General features: G+C 47.4%; 14 protein-coding genes and 2 riboswitches. All 14 genes read right to left on the bottom strand.

Annotated elements, in window-relative coordinates; all coding sequences use genetic code 11:
• Nucleotides 1-161: 161 nt before the first annotated feature.
• The 14 genes from sdaAA to V6W81_RS02210 all read right to left on the bottom strand — a co-directional run bounded on the left by sdaAA (nucleotide 162) and on the right by V6W81_RS02210 (nucleotide 17652).
• Nucleotides 162-1100, bottom strand: a complete 939-nt coding sequence (sdaAA, locus tag V6W81_RS02275; protein WP_145050194.1) for an L-serine ammonia-lyase, iron-sulfur-dependent, subunit alpha — start codon at nucleotides 1098-1100, stop codon at nucleotides 162-164.
• On the bottom strand, nucleotides 1090-1779 hold the full coding sequence (gene sdaAB / locus V6W81_RS02270; protein WP_338541416.1) for an L-serine ammonia-lyase, iron-sulfur-dependent subunit beta: 690 nt from the start codon (nucleotides 1777-1779) through the stop codon (nucleotides 1090-1092). The genes sdaAA and sdaAB overlap by 11 nt, the downstream gene beginning before the upstream one ends.
• Before the next feature lie 112 nt (nucleotides 1780-1891).
• Nucleotides 1892-2027: riboswitch (glycine riboswitch) on the bottom strand.
• A gap of 4 nt (nucleotides 2028-2031) precedes the next feature.
• Nucleotides 2032-2157: riboswitch (glycine riboswitch) on the bottom strand.
• 365 nt (nucleotides 2158-2522) lie between these two features.
• Nucleotides 2523-3797, bottom strand: a complete 1275-nt coding sequence (locus V6W81_RS02265) for an MFS transporter (RefSeq protein ID WP_338541415.1) — start codon at nucleotides 3795-3797, stop codon at nucleotides 2523-2525.
• 56 nt (nucleotides 3798-3853) lie between these two features.
• Complete coding sequence (locus tag V6W81_RS02260; RefSeq protein ID WP_338541414.1) at nucleotides 3854-5485, bottom strand: PH domain-containing protein; 1632 nt, start codon at nucleotides 5483-5485, stop codon at nucleotides 3854-3856.
• Nucleotides 5478-5972, bottom strand: a complete 495-nt coding sequence (locus V6W81_RS02255; protein ID WP_338541413.1) for a PH domain-containing protein — start codon at nucleotides 5970-5972, stop codon at nucleotides 5478-5480. Before V6W81_RS02255 ends, V6W81_RS02260 begins: the two co-directional genes overlap by 8 nt.
• Nucleotides 5973-6008: 36 nt before the next feature.
• Nucleotides 6009-7094, bottom strand: coding sequence for a LolA family protein (locus V6W81_RS02250; RefSeq protein WP_338541412.1), 1086 nt, complete (start codon nucleotides 7092-7094; stop codon nucleotides 6009-6011).
• A gap of 34 nt (nucleotides 7095-7128) precedes the next feature.
• Nucleotides 7129-8595 carry a HAMP domain-containing sensor histidine kinase gene (locus V6W81_RS02245; protein ID WP_338541411.1) on the bottom strand — a complete coding sequence of 489 codons (1467 nt, stop codon included), beginning with the start codon at nucleotides 8593-8595 and terminating at the stop codon, nucleotides 7129-7131.
• Nucleotides 8592-9302, bottom strand: coding sequence for a response regulator transcription factor (locus V6W81_RS02240; RefSeq protein ID WP_145050180.1), 711 nt, complete (start codon nucleotides 9300-9302; stop codon nucleotides 8592-8594). The genes V6W81_RS02245 and V6W81_RS02240 overlap by 4 nt, the downstream gene beginning before the upstream one ends.
• A 478-nt stretch (nucleotides 9303-9780) precedes the next feature.
• Nucleotides 9781-10536 (bottom strand): phosphate ABC transporter ATP-binding protein PstB, encoded by a 756-nt coding sequence (pstB, locus tag V6W81_RS02235; RefSeq protein ID WP_056703901.1) that lies wholly within the window; start codon nucleotides 10534-10536, stop codon nucleotides 9781-9783.
• A gap of 13 nt (nucleotides 10537-10549) precedes the next feature.
• Nucleotides 10550-11437 carry a phosphate ABC transporter permease PstA gene (gene pstA, locus V6W81_RS02230; RefSeq protein WP_128104270.1) on the bottom strand — a complete coding sequence of 296 codons (888 nt, stop codon included), beginning with the start codon at nucleotides 11435-11437 and terminating at the stop codon, nucleotides 10550-10552.
• 2 nt (nucleotides 11438-11439) lie between these two features.
• Nucleotides 11440-12348, bottom strand: coding sequence for a phosphate ABC transporter permease subunit PstC (gene pstC / locus V6W81_RS02225; RefSeq protein WP_307218310.1), 909 nt, complete (start codon nucleotides 12346-12348; stop codon nucleotides 11440-11442).
• A 138-nt stretch (nucleotides 12349-12486) separates the two neighbouring features.
• Nucleotides 12487-13413, bottom strand: a complete 927-nt coding sequence (locus tag V6W81_RS02220; RefSeq protein WP_338541410.1) for a phosphate ABC transporter substrate-binding protein PstS family protein — start codon at nucleotides 13411-13413, stop codon at nucleotides 12487-12489.
• A 716-nt stretch (nucleotides 13414-14129) separates the two neighbouring features.
• Nucleotides 14130-15422: an arsenic transporter gene (locus tag V6W81_RS02215; protein ID WP_338541409.1), complete on the bottom strand. Its 1293-nt coding sequence runs from the start codon at nucleotides 15420-15422 to the stop codon at nucleotides 14130-14132.
• 151 nt (nucleotides 15423-15573) lie between these two features.
• Entirely contained in the window at nucleotides 15574-17652 is a 2079-nt protein-coding gene (locus V6W81_RS02210) for a methyl-accepting chemotaxis protein (protein WP_338541408.1), read from the bottom strand.
• Nucleotides 17653-17676: the final 24 nt, after the last annotated feature.

Below are 17676 nucleotides of genomic sequence, written 5' to 3'. Positions count from 1 at the left end.
ATGATGTCAGCACTCGGCACGGGGCGGATGCTACAATTGGCACACGGTACGAATTAGACACAGTACAACACTACCCTTATGCCAGCTTTTCGTTTCGAACCCATGTACGCCAAAGAGGCGCCAGCAGAAGGTTACTACGCTGCTAGGCGCCTCTTCCTATGTTATTCTGAAGCAGAATCCGCTGCCCCGTCTGTTTCTAACTCTGGTTCCGGTGCACGTTTTGCCTTCGGTTTAGCAAGCTTCTCCATCATTTTCCGACCTGTCGGGGTCTGAGCCAGTCCCCCCTGAGCTGTCTCCCGGTGCCTGCTTGGCATAGCACTACCTACTTCAAGCATGACATCAATGACTTCATCTGACGGAATGGCGCTACGTACTCCGGCAAGCGCCATATCAGCAGCCGCTAGAGCGGTTACGGCTCCTAGTCCGTTACGGACGATGCAAGGAATTTCGACGAGACCTGCGACTGGATCGCAGATGAGACCGAGTGTATTTTTTAACGCCAAACCAACCGCATGAACGACCTGCTCTGGCGTGCCTCCACGTAGCTCCACCATAGCACCCGCTGCCATACCAATCGCAGAGCCCACTTCAGCCTGACAGCCACCCTCAGCACCGGAGATAAACGAATTGTTCGCAATTACATAACCGATCGCTCCAGCACAGAACAGTCCGTTGACCAGGTGCTCGTCACTCCAGCCAAAACGCTCTTGGGAACTGATGAACACACCTGGAATAATGCCGCACGAACCCGCTGTAGGGGTAGCAACAATTCGCCCCATGGATGCATTAACTTCAGAGACACACAGGGCATACGCCATCGCAAGTGCCGAAGCATCACCTGAGCAAGTCTCTCCTTTACGAATGTATTCCGCCATCCTCTTGCCGTCTCCACCAGTCAGACCACTACGGGACACCGTATCTTCATTCAGCCCTTTATGAACCGCTTCCTTCATCACCTGATAATATTCCGACATCTGCTGCACAACATCTGCTTCCGGTGTATTCGTCTCTTGGACTTGTTCTTCAATCATCAACTGAGCAATGGTCTTGGATTCAGCCGTGCAGATCGCATTCAGTTCATGCAAATGCTTAAATCGCATCTGGACTCACTCCCTTCTTCAAATCTATTACACGAATATCCAGCACATGATCCAGCAACTTCAAACGGCTTAACATATCCGGGTCTGGTGCCCCATCCATCTCCATTGCAGTCAAGGCTTCACCATCCCGAGCTTTCCGGTCTACCTGCATATAGCCGATATTCACGCCTGAGGAGCTAATCGTAGACGTGACAGATGCGAGCACTCCTGCTTTGTCAGCATGACGCAACACCAATGTTGGGAACTCCCCGCTGATCTGGACGCGAAAATCATTCAACGCGTGCACCGATACACTGCCGCCGCCAATGGACGCACCGATCAATGAACATTCACGGTCACCGTGCCACAGCTCAATTTTGACCGTATTGGGATGGGGCGCAGGCAGGCCACTTGTGAAAAACTCAACCTCTATACCCGCCTGTTCTGCATACTCTTCAGCATCTGGTATTCGCGGATCGTCTGTCGCATAATCAAGCAATCCACCAATGAGAGCAAGATCTGTACCATGTCCTTGATACGTATCGGCAAACGATCCGTATAATGTCAGCCGGGCGCGCTCTGGCGTGCAACCCAACCACTGACGAGCTATTCTGCCGAGCCTCGCCGCTCCAGCCGTATGTGAACTTGAAGGTCCTGTCATCGACGGACCAATAATTGAGAAAACATCTTTAAAACGCATCCAAAAACCCTCCATTTGTATTCGTCATGTCCATCCAGATACTCAACCATAATGTTCCATTATTACTGAATGATGACATCAAAAAAGGACAGAAGAAGGCCTTAAGCCCTCTCTCTGTCCTCGATACCTGAGAGTTTCATGATCAACAGCGTTCAGTCGATACAGTGCATGCCTTGTTCTTACACATACTGTACCAGGCTGTTTAATCATATACCCCTTGGGTGGCGCATCATGCGCACTCTCCAGAGTTGCGTCCAACGATGGTACATTTACCTGAGAGATTAACCGCCGCGCCGGGTGCGCAGGCAGCTTGCTCCTTCGGTGCCTGATCGCAGGCCATCTTACTCAGCTCGCACAGGTCTCTCCCGCTCGTTATCATTCGCTGTATTAAAATCATAAAACATTTAGTCATCCGACGAAAACATAATCTTACTCATTAAGAGTAATCGACCGCAAGTTTCATGTCAATAAACTTAACGATTTGTTGTCTCTCCACCACATGTAAGCGTTAACTACTGTGAACTTTTGTCACATCGTTGTATTCAACTTACTCATTTATCTACATCTCTGTTGTTAATTCTATGTATGTTCAGGTGTGTCCTAAGGTTCGGGTATTCAGGCAAACTTCTCTCTGAATCGCCCCATACGACACACCCCTGCTCCAACTTACTTACTTACTTACTTTCTTTCTTTCTTGTCGAGCTATCTCACTTATGCCGTTCGTTCTTCAACTTCAGTCTAACCTACTTCATTGTCGCACTCTTTGTCACAGCCTCTTGATAATATGAACTTCTTGAAGGAAGCAAACTAGTAATCCATAAAATAAGTGCCACTAACATCATCGCTGCCGAGACAACCGTATACACCAGACGAAGAGATAGATACTCTGCCACTACCCCTGCAATCAAAATAGAAGCTACCTGAAGCGCGCTCAGCATCAGTCCAATGACACTGCTCATCCTGCCCATGAGATCTACTGGAACATTATTTTGGTAAAAGGTGACCAGACCTGTGTTGGCAAGTGCCGAACACAATCCAAGCAGGATAAAGGCGAACGCTGCCAGCTCGAAGGAAAACGAGCGTGCAAATAGGAAATAACCAAGCGAGACCATAAGCACGCCAATCCCCATCATATGACGGATCGGAATATGTTTGGCGAGCAGGGTGACAAGCAACGAACCGACTAGATAACCGATGCCGGTAACACTCATCAATGCCCCATATTGAGATTCAGACAAGTTCATCACCTGACGAATAAACACAACTTCCTGTGCATCCAGCGACATACCAATGACGAGAACAATCTGAAATATGACGTATATCCCGACAACGTAACCGCTCTTGCGACTAAACCTCAGCACAGCTTGCCAGTCCTGAGCGATGATCCGTGGTGACAATCTCGACTTCCCACCACTCTGCTCACCTATACCCAGTTTCGGTAACAGCATAAGAATCAGAGCGGACACGGCAAACGAAACACTATTCACGTAGATCGCTACTGCGGGGGATAAATAGAACAATAATACACCAGCTACAGCAGGCCCCGTAATAAAAGCTCCCGAGCTAATGAGTGCCTGCATCGAATTAAATCGCTTGCGCCGCTCAGCCGGTACAAGCCGAGTAATGTACACCTGGGAAGAGGGTACAAATATCGAGGATGACATACTAATTAGAAACATTACAGCATACATCATCCACAGACTTGAAAATAAGGGAAGTGTGGCTACCAGCAATGCCCGCACAATATCCGCACCAATCATCAACTGGCGTTGATCGTAGCGATCAATAACACTGCCTGACCAGAACTTGGTGCATACTGAGGCGATTGGCGAGATGATCCATAATCCCGCTACAGCCGCTGGAGATTGCGTCATGTTCAACACCATCAGGTTGATAGCCACAATGTATATGAAATCACCCAGATTAGATATGCCAACCCCACCCAATAACAGTCCAGCATGCTTCCAACCACCAGGCTTGTTACCAGGCTGCTCTATCCGCTCCTGGCTGTTCTCCATCTGTCGTTTCCCCCTCGACTTTTAATTGAAAGAAGAAGTACCTATTCGTTGATTAGTCACGGCTTAGGCTTACTGCGTACAGCGTACTGAGCAGCTTGATACATCCAATTCTGGACGGCAATTGCATGAGCTTGATCCAAGAAGGTCGCCTTCCAGCCGCCACGGTTTACCATTAATGTTGCCTCTACGGTTAGTAATGACCTAGCACGTTGACGGGATGTTGCTATAGCATTCACTGTAACCACATGGGGGCGGCGCATTAACACGGTTAAACGGGAGATCTGCCGATGGCGGATCAACAATTGCTTCCCATATATGTTCAGCCCTTCATCCCTGTAGCGTGCATATCCCCACAAACCGAACACAGGCAGTAGTAAGAATAACCCCATACCCACCATGCCAAAATATATCGTTCCTGCGATTCCAACCAGCATGGCAATCAGCAGTTTCCAACGGAGAAACAGCCATAGCGCCCGTGACGGCGGCTTCGCTATATCTGCTTGTAATTCATATTGTGGCACGATGCTTGCAAGCAGTTCGTTCACTTCACGCATGGGTAGCAGCGGGTGAAGCATCATTTTTTTCTCCTTCTCGGAAGTCAGTACATAAATCTCAACCTCCGCATACCCGAATGGTTGACGCAGCAGTCCTTCTCGAATAGCTACTGCCTGCACCTTGGTAGGTGAAAATACATGCTTTTTGCGTTCTAGCAGACCCGAGACAATGGAGATATTCCCACCCTCGCGTTCTACCGTGAACCCAGCATACTTAATTGTAAATAACACCGCTGATAGAATCCAAGCGAGTAAAAACATGAGAGGAATAAGACCTAGCCACCATATGGCCGGCAAACTCCCCGCTTCCTCCACTAGACGTCGATAAAAATGATCTGGTAACAAATCATCTGCGAAAGAATAGGTTCCTGTGGCAAAAACGAGAAGAAGCGGCAGATTCATGGTTGTTAATGCCCCCACGAACAGTCTACCGGCCGACAATCGCAGCAGCTGTTCCTGCTGCACAGGCACTTCCGTTTCAACAGGCTCTAGAACTTCTAAGCCCTCCACCCTGCTTGGTCTAGAATCTGCACCCGTCTCATGAACTGATCTTAGACCGGGTTCTGTACCATGCTCACCTTTAATTCCGGCATACTCACCATGGATTCCTATCTCGGTACCAGAAGTCTCCATCTGTTGTCCGGGTGTGACCGCAGCAGGCTCTTTCACCACAGCCTCACTCCGCTTCTGATACAACCACCGCTCCACTCGCTTCGCTTCATCAACACGTAGCGCCGGTAACACACCATCCGCCTCTTTACTGCCACCGGGTGTCTCAATCTTAAGTTGTGCGATTCGAAGGATGCGCTGAATTAGAGGCTGTTGTGTCTGTACAGCATGGATCCGGCTGAAATAGATAGATCTCTCTTCCCTTACAAACATCCCCCGCCGTAGCACGATGCGATCCTCTTGCAAGGTATAGCTGAATTTCCGCCATTTCAACCAGCCATATAGAAGAGAGGGCAGCAATACAACTGCAATTCCTCCTGCGTAGAGATACCAAGGGATTGCGCTCCAATTAAGTCCTTTGAGTACTACTAGAATGAAGAACGGCAGTAACGATTTCAGGACACTGAATAATGGAAACAAAATATAACTTTTGTGTAGACGCCTTGTTTCATTCAGTTCATTCATCTCGATCTTCCACCTTGGCTAAATGCCCGATATTTCGTTTGAGTTGCTCCGCTTCCTCACGCTCCAGACCAGCGATCACAAGTGTCGCTGCAGCAGTAACGATACTGACCTTAGCTAATCCATATTTACGCAGCAACGGGCCGCTCTCCAGCTCTACCTGCTGCACACGTGTCATAGGCACAATCGTATCGGTGATCCACAGCCAGCCGGAATGAATTTCAAGCTCATCCTCAGCAACTCGGAAACTGAAATAACGATATTGAAGAGCTGGCAGAGCCCAGCCAAACCACATGAAGGACAAGGTGAATAATCCGAGCGCAGCCCAGCCTGGCCACAACGTCCAATCTCTAGCCCATGCGACAATCAGATATCCAATGGCCAAAAGAGTCAACAGCCCATTGACCATAAGGGCCGTCAGGGCTGTAGCTTGTTTAACTTTTGGGTGGAGACGCCGCAGTTCTCTGTTGTTAAGCTCTGTGTTATCCATTGCGTGACTCACACTCTCCTACAATTCAAATTAAATCTAATTGGAAAGCTTCAGTTCCTTCGCCCAAGCCTGAAGCCTCTCCATCGTCCATTCTTCGTTCTCACCCATAATGGAGTAACGCAATCCATTCTCAGTCCATGATATGTTTCGTATGCTCTTCATATACGAACCCTCGGTACCTCGAATTTCCACCTTGGATTCATCGGGCAGCAGTGTATTATCAACATTTTCATCCGGCGCATTGAATACCGTTAGACTCACTTCAACCTTGTCGTTGTTAATGTAATACAAGGTCACTTCATTCCTGCCAAACGCTCCGCTTGATGAATACATCTCAATCCGTGATAGCTCCAACTCACCGTTCAGATCCTGCAAAAAGGGTTGTCCCAAAGCTTGCTCAGCTTCTTCCAGACTCACTTCCGAACTCTGGGTCAGATCGTTCAGATCCTTCACATCGACTTCCTCGGGGATGTCAATCACGAACGTATCCTCAGAAAATTCCGGATCATATTGTATCGGATCATAGACCATTTCTGACTTTTCATCACCATATGTGCTGATGACTTTAACAATCATCCATGTTTTAGGGTCTACCCAATACTCGGAGGAAATGGATAAGGTACCCTCTTCCTTCGGCGTCAGCTTAATGTGAATGACTTCCTGTTCATGAAGCTCTTCCTGTCCCATCATATCCACATCATGGGAATTCCGCAACCTTTCCAGCTGATTCACCAGTATCTGTTTTTGAGTCTGTTCAGGCTGTTGTCCCATGGCAGATACGTTCATTGAATACGCCGTGCCCGTCTCTTTTTCGTAAATGGTAATGTTCGTTCCGTCATTGACCGCGTAGCTGATATTGCCATTCTCCTCTGTTTCTGTGCGCTTACGTCCTGTCTCTCCATCGACCCATTCCTTTATGTGCATCGTGTGACTCAATTTGTCATCCGACCACATTTTCATTACACCTTCGGCATAGTATGAGGCGGGTTTCGTTTCTGCATGGACAACTTTCTCGATCATCTCATCTCCTGACAGGCCAACCAGATCCTTCTCCGCGCAACCTCCGAGCAGTGACCCTGCAAGTAGGGCTGTACCGAGCATCATCCATCCTTTTTTCATCATTGTCATTCATCCTCTCTCATTTCGTTTAAGGGCTTTACATCTCAGGCAATCGGCATGCAGCCAGCGTACCTAATCCTTCTGCCGACCACATGCGCATCTCACCTCCATGCTTGATGGCAATCCGTTTGGCTATGCTTAATCCCAGACCTGAACTGCCCGCGTACGCCTTCTCTTCCTGGTTCTGATGTTGAACATAAGGTTCAAAAATACGATTCAGCTGTTCTTCGGGAATAGCAGGCCCTTCATTTTGCACCAGAATTAATGTTGATCCCGTTCTGAAGTTATCTAGCTCCAACACCAGTGTTGATATGATCCATTCTGGAAGCTGCTGATCTGAAGCAATAACACCCAGGCCCACCACACCGTTTGTACTTGTGTGACGCAGTGCATTGTTAATTAAATTATCTGTCAGACGCATCAGTTGCTCGGGATGAAGCCGGTAGAGGCGGTCTGTGCGGACAACCGTTTTCACATCAAACTGTCCATGCTCGACGAGTCCCCCATAACTTCCGAGAAGCATATCGAAAAACTCTTCGCCTTCCACCTCAACCATGGCCATCTTCAGTTCACTGGAACCCAGCGCCGTATACATTTCAAGTTCACCAATCATGTGCTTCATCCGGTTCACATTACCAAACAACACATCCCGGTAGTCCCGTCTCTCTGAAGGTTCTAGTGGAGTACCAACACTAAGTGCCTCCGCATAGGCACTGATGGACATTAATGGAGTCTTCAGATCATGAGACAGCGAAGCGACCATGAGCTCTTTCTCTTTTTGTTCCTTCTCCACCTCTGTCTGAGTCTGCCTGACTTTCTCCTGCATCGCATCGAATTGCTCTAGCAGCATACCCATTTCATCCCGACGTGCCGCCGGTACGTCATCCATGGGAATTTCCCCTCGTGCAAATGCATGCATTCGATCCATCAGATGTCTCATCGGACGAAAAAGCTTTCTGGATAGCAGCCAGAGCACCGTGCCATATAATAGGATAAAGAAAACACCGGCGAACCCAATGACCCAGGTTGTCCGAATCGAGATACCTTCCAGCCACTCTCTGCGAAGCATGGTAATCTCGTATATCCCAATCAGCTTGCCTTTTTCCCATACTGGCTTTTTCAGCGTAAACGTACGATGACGAATCTGCATGTCGAACAAATTGCGATATAGCTCCGAACCCCTGACGGTATAGGCTCCAGCAGACAAGGCATCCCCGCCGGATGTGTACACCCGGATACCTGAAGGTAAATAGAGGTCTACGTTCACTTGATCACTAGCCAGTCCAGAGAGCGAAGCATAGGCATCCGAAGATTGCAACCGATATAGATCCGGGTCAGATAACCTCTGCTCAATGGGAGCCAGCCGTCCGGATAACTCTATATATTCCGCTACGGAGCGCTGGTCGCTAAGGTAATTGTACAGGGAAATTAGTGCCCATCCTGCAGCGACAGGGAGCAGCATCACAATAAGAAATGCAATCATCAACCAGTACTTCAGCTTCATTCCACTATCTCTCCTACAAATCGGTATCCGCTGCCCCACACAGTCTGAATCCAGCGTGGTTGATGAGGTTCGTCACCCAGCTTGGCTCGCAAGCTCTTTACATGGACGGTAACCGTACCCGAGCTTCCCGCAACTGGCTGATTCCACACATGTTCATACAGCTCAGCTTTGGTGAATGCACGGCCTGGATGAGAGGATAATAGCGTGAGTAAAGCCCACTCCTTGCCTGTCAGTACGACATCTTCCCCACGAATCTGGACCTGTTGATTGAATGGGTCGATCGACAACTCGTCGTTGTATTGTTGATGGGTCGATTCCGGCTTGACACCCTGGTATCTGCGATATCTGCTCAAGTGGGATTTAATACGGGCTGTAAGTTCTGCCAGGCTGAACGGCTTGGTAATATAATCGTCAGCGCCCAGACCGAGACCCCTGACCTTACTCTCTTCTTCGATGCGCGCACTCATCATAAGCAGCGGAATGTCGCTGATCAGGCGGATATTTTTACATACCGTGAACCCGTCCATCTCCGGCAGCATCAGATCCAGCAAGACCATTTGATACGTTCCCTCCCTGAAATCTTCCCAGCTCTCCAGACCGCTCGAAGCCCAAGTCACTCCATACCCCTCACGCCGAAGATGGTCCATCAAAATGCGGGCGATTTCCGGATCATCCTCCACCAGCAATATGTTTACATTGTCTCTCATCGCTGTTTCATCCTCTCATGACTGTATTGTAGCGAAATCCATATACCTCTCCGCAGAGTTTATACTTTCTTCATAATTGCGTTCTTCAATATATGAAACAATACGTACGCAAAAAGAGCCTCCTGAGTTCAGGACGCCCCAATTACATTGGTTGACGCATGTTGTCGTGATGTCTTCATCTCTGTGTTATACATATATAATTCAAGAAGATACTGCCATTCTCGAACGTCTTCCGAATCAGGTCAAGTCCTGAGTGGTAAAGATACCCTTCTTTCCAGCTTATTATCGTAGCATGATTGTTTTGACTGCGGCAAACTTTCCCAATAATATAGTCACCTAAAATCTTGAAGATATCTATCCTATAGATGTAAAAGAGAGCATAACCCCTGGCGCGTTCGCCCAAGAATTATGCCCTCTTATTTCTCTATACGTTCTATCCTACGCTAGTTCCGATGTTCTCCAACCACTCCAGTTGTCATTAACCGAAACGTCCCATAATGTATTCCTGTGTCAGGCGATTGTCTGGGTTGGTAAAGATATGCTCTGTATTCCCGTGTTCAATCATGCTGCCCAAATAGAAATACGCGGTAAAATCTGAGATCCGTGCTGCTTGCTGCATGTTGTGCGTTACAATAACGATCCGTAAATCTTTCTTCAGTTCGGAAATTAATTCCTCCACTTTACCCGTAGATACCGGATCCAGTGCAGATGCCGGCTCATCAAGCAGCAAAATCTGCGGGTCAACCGACAGTGCGCGCGCGATACACAGACGCTGTTGTTGTCCACCAGATAGTGACAAGGCCGACTCGTTAAGTCTGTCCTTCACTTCATCCCAAAGGGCTGCACGGCGCAGGCTTTTTTCCACAATCTCATCCAATGCCTTTTTACTCTTCGTACCGCGATAGCGGGGGCCAAACGCGATATTGTTATAAATAGACTTATGGAATGGATTGGGCTTCTGCCACACCATGCCGATCTTCTGGCGAAGCTTGATTACATCTGTACCCGGCTCGTTCAGGTCATTACCGTCCATCCAGATATGGCCTTCTGTACGAGATCCGGCAATCTCATCATTCATTCGATTCAACGAACGAAGGAACGTCGATTTACCGCAACCTGACGGACCAATAAGGGCCGTCACGCTCGCTTCAGGGAATGCCAGACTAATCTGTTTAACCGCCTGGAAATGCCCATAATATATGCTTAACTGTTCCGTACCAAAAGGTATGGCCATGTGGGATTCCTCCTTATTTCGAAGCTGTCATGCGACGGTATACAACCCGACCGATCCAGCGTGCACTTAGATTGAAAGCCAGCACGAGAATGACAAGGACTGCGGATGCACCTGCTGCAACTTCCTTGGAATCTGGGCCAATGCCTTCACTGTTAACTTTCCAGATATGAACGGCCAACGTCTCTGCTGGGCGGAATGGATTGAGCGGTGATCTAGGGCTCGTTGGATTCCAATCTGTGAAATCCAGCGGTGGGCTACTCATCCCTGCTGTAAACATGAGGGCAGCCGCCTCACCAAAGATCCGACCAGAAGCCAAAATCGTACCCGTAATCAAGCTCGGTAGAGCTACAGGCAACAAGATGGATGTGATGATCTTCCACTTGGACAAGCCAAGTGCCAATCCAGCTTCCTTCTGCTCTTTAGGAACTGCACGGAATGCCTGCTCAGTCGTCCGTACCATCAGTGGCAAGTTGAAGATCGCAAGCGCCATCGCACCTGAGATTAGGGAGAAGCCCAGGCCAAATGTATTTACAATGAGTAAGAGTCCGAACAAACCGATAACGATTGACGGGAAAGATGACAATACCTCAACGACCAAGCGAATGAAGCTTGTAATGCGTCCTGGCTTGGCATACTCCGCCATATAAATTCCTCCGCCCCATCCGAGCGGAATCGTAATAATGAGTGTTAATACGAGCAAGAAGATCGAGTTGAAGAGCTGCGGACCAATACCGCCCCCACCTTTGAGCATCTGCGGTGCACTAGTCAGGAAGTTCCAGTCAATATGACCAATTCCTCGTGCCAAGATGAAACCAAGTAACCCAAGCAACAATGCAACGATGAACAGTGCGAGCACAACGATGACATAGGTAGCAATTTTATCTACTGTTTTGGCCTTCATTCTCATACCCGGTTTCTCCTTTCAAGCAAGCGAACCAGAATAACGAATACAAAGGTCATTACGAGCAATACCAGTGCCATACTCCAGAGCGCATTATTATGAACCGATCCCATTGTCGTATTACCCATACTTAATGTGATAACACTTGTTAACGTTGAAGCCGATTCAAGCAGGGATGTCGGTACATGTGGTGCGTTACCGATAACCATCTGCACAGCCAGAGCTTCACCAAATGCACGAGCCATACCCAATACAACCCCTGTCAACAACGCTGGCAGAACTGTTGGGATGATGACACGATAGATTGTTTGCCAACGTGTAGCACCTAGAGCATAAGAAGACTCACGAAGCCCTTTAGGAAGAGCTGAGAGCGCATCTGCCATAATACTTGTTACTGTAGGTAAGATCATAACGGCCAAAACCAAACATCCAGCTGCGATCCCGACGCCGGCTCCACCGAAAAGAGTACGCATCAAAGGTACAATTACACTCAGACCGATAAATCCATAAACAACAGACGGGATCCCAGACAACAGCTCAATCGCAGGTTGTAAGATCTTTTTCCCTTTGCCCGGTACAATCTCCGTCATAAAGAGCGCTGCACATAGGCTGAGTGGACTTGCAATCAAAGCCGCCAGCAAGGTGGTTGTAAAGGAACCCGTGATGAACGGTAATGCTCCATAGGCTGATGGTTCCGCAGACGGGTTCCACGTTCTTCCAAATATGAATTCACGTAAACTCACGCCATCCCGGAAAAAGGTCGTCAGACCCTTGGACGCCACAAAATACACAATGGAAAACATAACAACGATCAGAAAAACGACACAAATCGACGTATAAATACGACCTGTCCAATCTTCCCAGTAATGTTTCTCTCTCAAGGGCCGGCGAGGTTTCATGTTGCTGTTCATTACCGTTCCCCCTTCGGTCTGTTCCATAACAACCATCCTTCATCGTAGAATTAATGTAAAATATGGGATTATTTCATAAACCGCGCAAAGAGGCTGGACCTAGGTCCGCCTCTCTCGCTGTATGAGCAAGTTCAAAGATTATTGAGTCACTGCGCCAGTTGCATCGCGTTTAACTTTCATACCGGATACTGGAATGTAGCCCAGTTCCTTAACGTCTGTCAGTTGAATTTCGTCACTCAGCATGTAATCAAGGAATGCTTTTGTAGCTGCATCCGGCTCGCCTTTTGTATACATGTGTTGGTAAGCCCATACTGGGTATGTTCCAGCTTCAACATTCTCAACGGATGCTTCTACGCCTTCGTATTTCAGGACTGTCAAGCTGTCATCCAGGTAAGAAAGTGCAAGGTATCCAATAGCTCCTGGCGTTTCGGAAACCAATTTCTTAACTGTACCTGAGGAATCTTCTTGAATAGAACCTTGGATATCTTCTACTTTTGTACCCAGTGCGAAGTTCTCGAATGTTGCACGAGTTCCGGAGCTACCAGGACGGTTAACGATAACGATTGCTTGATCCGCGCCACCAACGTCTTTCCAGTTCGTGATCTTACCGGAGAAAATGTCGATCAATTGTTGCTTCGTCAGGTCTTCAACACCTGCATCTTTGTTGCTAACTGGAGCAATCGCTACAACTGCTACCTGGTGGTCAACCAATTCTTTTGCTTTTGCTTCGTCTTCCAACTTCTCTTCAGCAAATACGTCAGAGTTACCGATTGTAGCTTGTCCGTCAGATACTTGTGTCAGACCAGTACCGCTACCGCCGCCTTGCACTTGTACTGTTACGTTCTTATATTCGTCAACTGCCATAAATTTCTGTCCAGCTTGCTCAACCAGAGGTTGTAATGCTGTAGATCCAACAGCCAGAATGTTACCGCTAAGTTCAGTAGCAGCTTCGCCTGATCCATTGCTTGCAGAACCCTCTGTTCCAGCGTTATTGTTCGATCCACATGCTGCGAGCACGAGTACGAACGACAAGGTCATCAAAATAAACGGCAACTTTTTAAACATAGTTTTGTTTTCCTCCCCCAATTTGGTGATGGCGTTTTGTGAATTTGTGTGTTCACCATCAACTCTTTAATCATTGTAGTTTCGGTATGTCATCTCAAAATCATTGTTTTGTAAACGCAATGTTAAAAATGTAGGCTGTTATTGGAAAATAATTGGAAAACTCCATCGCTGAGTAGGTCGCTCCGGGAACGGACGTTGTTTCAATCGCTGTTATCCCCTGATGTATATAATTTGTTTTTTCCAAGGAAAACATCCGGGGATAAAGGCGAACGCTCCGCTTTTCCACAATCGTTCCGTTCCCTGCGCTATGTCAGCGCTGATGAGATTCCCAAACCTCTCAATCTACAGCCTAGGAGGAGGGCAGAAAAGACCAGGCCTACAATGAATTGCTCCACCGCCCATTGTTAACGGTGCTTAACAATTAGCGATGGAACTCAGGAGAGGCTGGTCCTGTTTAATGCATTATGCTCGCCTGATCTAGATGGTCTTTGTAAAATTTCATTACAACGGAGTAAGAGTTGTTTCTTCTATATAAGAGCAAAAAGAAATAGACGAGAAATCGCACAAAAATTAGCGCTATTCCAGACACCAATCGGCAAAATAAAAAAAACTGCTCACAGTGAGTGCATCAGCACCAAACTATGAGCAGTTTTTGTTTTGATTTTTTTTACAATTGATCAGATTGTATAGAAGCTATTAATGTAAAATCATTTTTACTAACCTAGAATCCACAACCATAATGCCAGCCCCGCAAGCGTAATTAACAATGTTGGAATGGTTAAGATCACGCCAACCTTGAAATAATATCCCCATGTGATCTTCACACCTTTACGCGATAACACATGTAGCCATAGTAATGTTGCAAGCGAGCCGATCGGCGTCATTTTGGGACCCAGATCAGAACCGATCACATTACCGTAAATTAACGCTTCTCGCACAACACCTTCGGCATTCGCCCCATGGATCGCTAATGCGTTAATCAGTACGGTAGGCAGATTGTTCATCACCGAGGATAACACTGCAGCAATGACACCCATACCAACAGATGCTGCCAGCACCCCATGTTCTGCGATTGCATCAAGCCAGCGACTTAGATGATCGGTCAAACCTGCGTTACGAAGCCCGTATACGACGATATACATACCAACGGAAAATACAACGATTGACCACGGTGCTTCCATCACTACCCGTTTCAAATTAACGGCTTCGCTCTTACGCGCAAGCCAAGCAAATAGCAGTGCTACAGCACCTACGATAACCGAAACTGGAATCGGAAGAAACTCACTTAGCGCATACGCAACCAGCAATAGCACCAACATGAACCATGCAATGCGGAACACACGTGGGTCGCGAATAGCTTCCTTTGGATCACGCGCAGCGGTGATGTCATAACGGAGCGGTATGCTTTTACGATAAAACAAAAATAACATCACTGTGCTCGCGACAATGGAAAATATATTGGGCACAATCATCTTCACCGCATATTCCAGAAACGTAATGCCAAAATAATCAGCAGATACGATGTTAACTAAGTTACTGACGACGAGAGGCAGTGATGTTGTATCCGCAATAAAGCCACTGGCCATGACAAAAGCCAGCACCATGCGTTCATCAAACTTGAGCGCTCTTACCATAGCCAAGACGATTGGTGTCAAAATAAGCGCTGCGCCATCATTGGCAAAGAGTGCAGACACAGCCGCGCCAAGCAAGATCGCGTATATGAATAACCTGCGTCCATCGCCTCCAGCAAGTCTAGCCATATGTAGCGCTGCCCACTCGAAGAACCCCGTCTCATCCAGGATTAATGAAATCATAATAATGCCGACAAAGGCTAGCGTTGCGTTCCATACGATGGAAGCGACATCCGATGCATCATTTAAGCTGACAACACCGCAGAGCAGCGCTAGGACCGCTCCACCCATAGCAGACCAACCAATCCCGAGCCCTCGCGGCTGCCAGATAACCAGTGTAATGGTTAAAATAAATATTAAGATCGCTATATATGTCATGAATCCTCCTGCGCCCCTAAATTCTTCTATTATACGATTACACCGCAACCGGTACGGAATAACCAGACGATCTAGTTATACAGGGCAACAGGAGGATTGTCTATCTTTATTTTCTTGCAGTAGATGGTGTAGATCGTTAATCCGTTATCAACTAGGATTTGTCGCTTTTCTTCGGCGTATCCTCTACCATTTTGAACATGCCCAAGAGTCCTTGGAGCTGTTCAGCCATGCTGTTCAAATGTGCAGAAGATGAAGCAATCTCTTCAACAGATGCTAATTGTTCTTGAGACGAAGCCGAGACGGATTCGGTGTTCGCCGCCGATTCTTGCGTTACGATGGAAATATCATTCATCGCTTGCGCGACTTGAGATGCGCCGTGTTCCATCTGTTTCGTTGTTTCGGACAGATCATCAAGTGTATGAACAACGTCTTCTACGGCAGTGCGAATCTGAGCAAATGATTGTCCTGATGTATTTACCGCTTGAATACCATCGCCTACACGAGTTTGAGCTGCATTCATCGCATGAAGGGCTGCATCCATATCCGTTCGGATGTTATGAACCAATTCCCCGATCTGTGCCGCAGAGCTTCCGGATTCCTCAGCAAGCTTACGCACTTCTCCAGCTACAACCGCGAAGCCTCGACCTGCATCACCCGCTCTTGCCGCTTCAATGGATGCATTGAGTGCGAGCAGGTTAGTTTGTTTGGAGATGGAAGCAATGACATCAACCATGCTACCGATCTCTACGGAACGTGCATTCAAGGACTGCACCACCGTCGCCAGTTGTTCTACCGTTTCCTGAATGCTATTCATCTGCTCCATCGCTTCGCTTGCTGCCTCGTTACCTGATTGAGCCGCACCAGAGGTATGACGCATATTCGTAGTAATAGATTGCACACGTTCAGACATAAGACGTACATCTTCCGCCATACGGCTCATTTGGCCTGAACCTTCTTTGACACTCTTCACTTGCTGCTCTGCACCTTCGGCAAGCTCCTGTACCGCCAGCGTAGAGTGCTCAATCGCTTTGGTTGTTTGTTCTGCACTAGCGGACAATTCCTGTGAAGAAGCCGATACTTGCTCTGTCGTTTCCTGTACACCAAGAATCATCATGCGTAGGTTATCAACCATCCGTTCAAAGTATTTCGCCAAGTCGCCCACTTCATCTTTGCGACCTGTTTCCATTTTGACAGTCAGATCACCCTTACTTACAGCTCTAGCTGATTCTTGCAGTCGTTTGATTGGACGCAGCATGGAGCGCGTAAACCAGATGATAAAGATGAGCGTAAGGAAGGTAGCAGCCAGAATGACAATAAATGTTGCCATGCGAATATCTTTACTCGCTTCGGTTACTTCACTCTTGAACATCGTGCCGGCAATTTTCCAGCCTGTTGCTTCATTGGTAGAGAAAATCATCATTTTCGACTGATCATTGTACACGTAATCGAACTGTCCTTCTTGCTTCTCGTACATTTCATTTAAGGTGTCGCTTTTCTCCTGCGTACCAGCTTCCACAACTGGAGAAACGACATAATTTTTGTTGGCATCCATAATAATGACATAGCCTTCTTTACCTACCCTGATGGATGCCTGCTCACGCAGATCCGTCAGATCCATGGAGAGACCAATTACAGCAGATTGATCGCTCAACGTTTTGGAAATAAATACAACGGCTTTTCCATCCGTATTAAGGGATACATTTGACACAGCGGCAGTGCCTGGCTTCGCCATCGCAAGCTTGTACCATTCCCGTTCCCTTGGATCGTAAGCATCGCCCCGCAAGCTACTTTCCGTCGGTTTTCCCCGAACCATAACTCCCTCTGTCGTACCTACAAAAATATTATTTGCATCCGGGTGTAAACCCAGGTATTGTTCCAACTTCGCCTGAAGCTCAGTGCTATCGTTCTCTCCCTTAATTAAGCTTGAATCAAGAGAATCGGCAAAATAATTAATGTCGTTGATTTTATAACTCACTTGGCTCTCCACGATGGAATTCGCTGTACTCACACTTTGCACGGCACTATCCATCATTTGTTCTTGCACACTGTCCTCAGCAATAATTAACGTCACGAAGCCGATCGCTATACTAGGCAGAATCAGAACCGCCAAGAACGAAACCAATAGTTTGTTCCTTATGTTCCAGACAAAGCCTTTCTTCTTAGTTTTCTTTTTATTATTTTTTGGTTTAGCCGGTTTAGCTGCTTTGGTTTGTTTTTGATCCTGGCTCATCAAGTTTCTCCCCCTCAAATATCT

The organism is Paenibacillus tundrae (genome assembly GCF_036884255.1).
Taxonomy (GTDB): Bacteria; Bacillota; Bacilli; order Paenibacillales; family Paenibacillaceae; genus Paenibacillus.
This window is presented reverse-complemented; position numbering and strand designations above follow the sequence as displayed.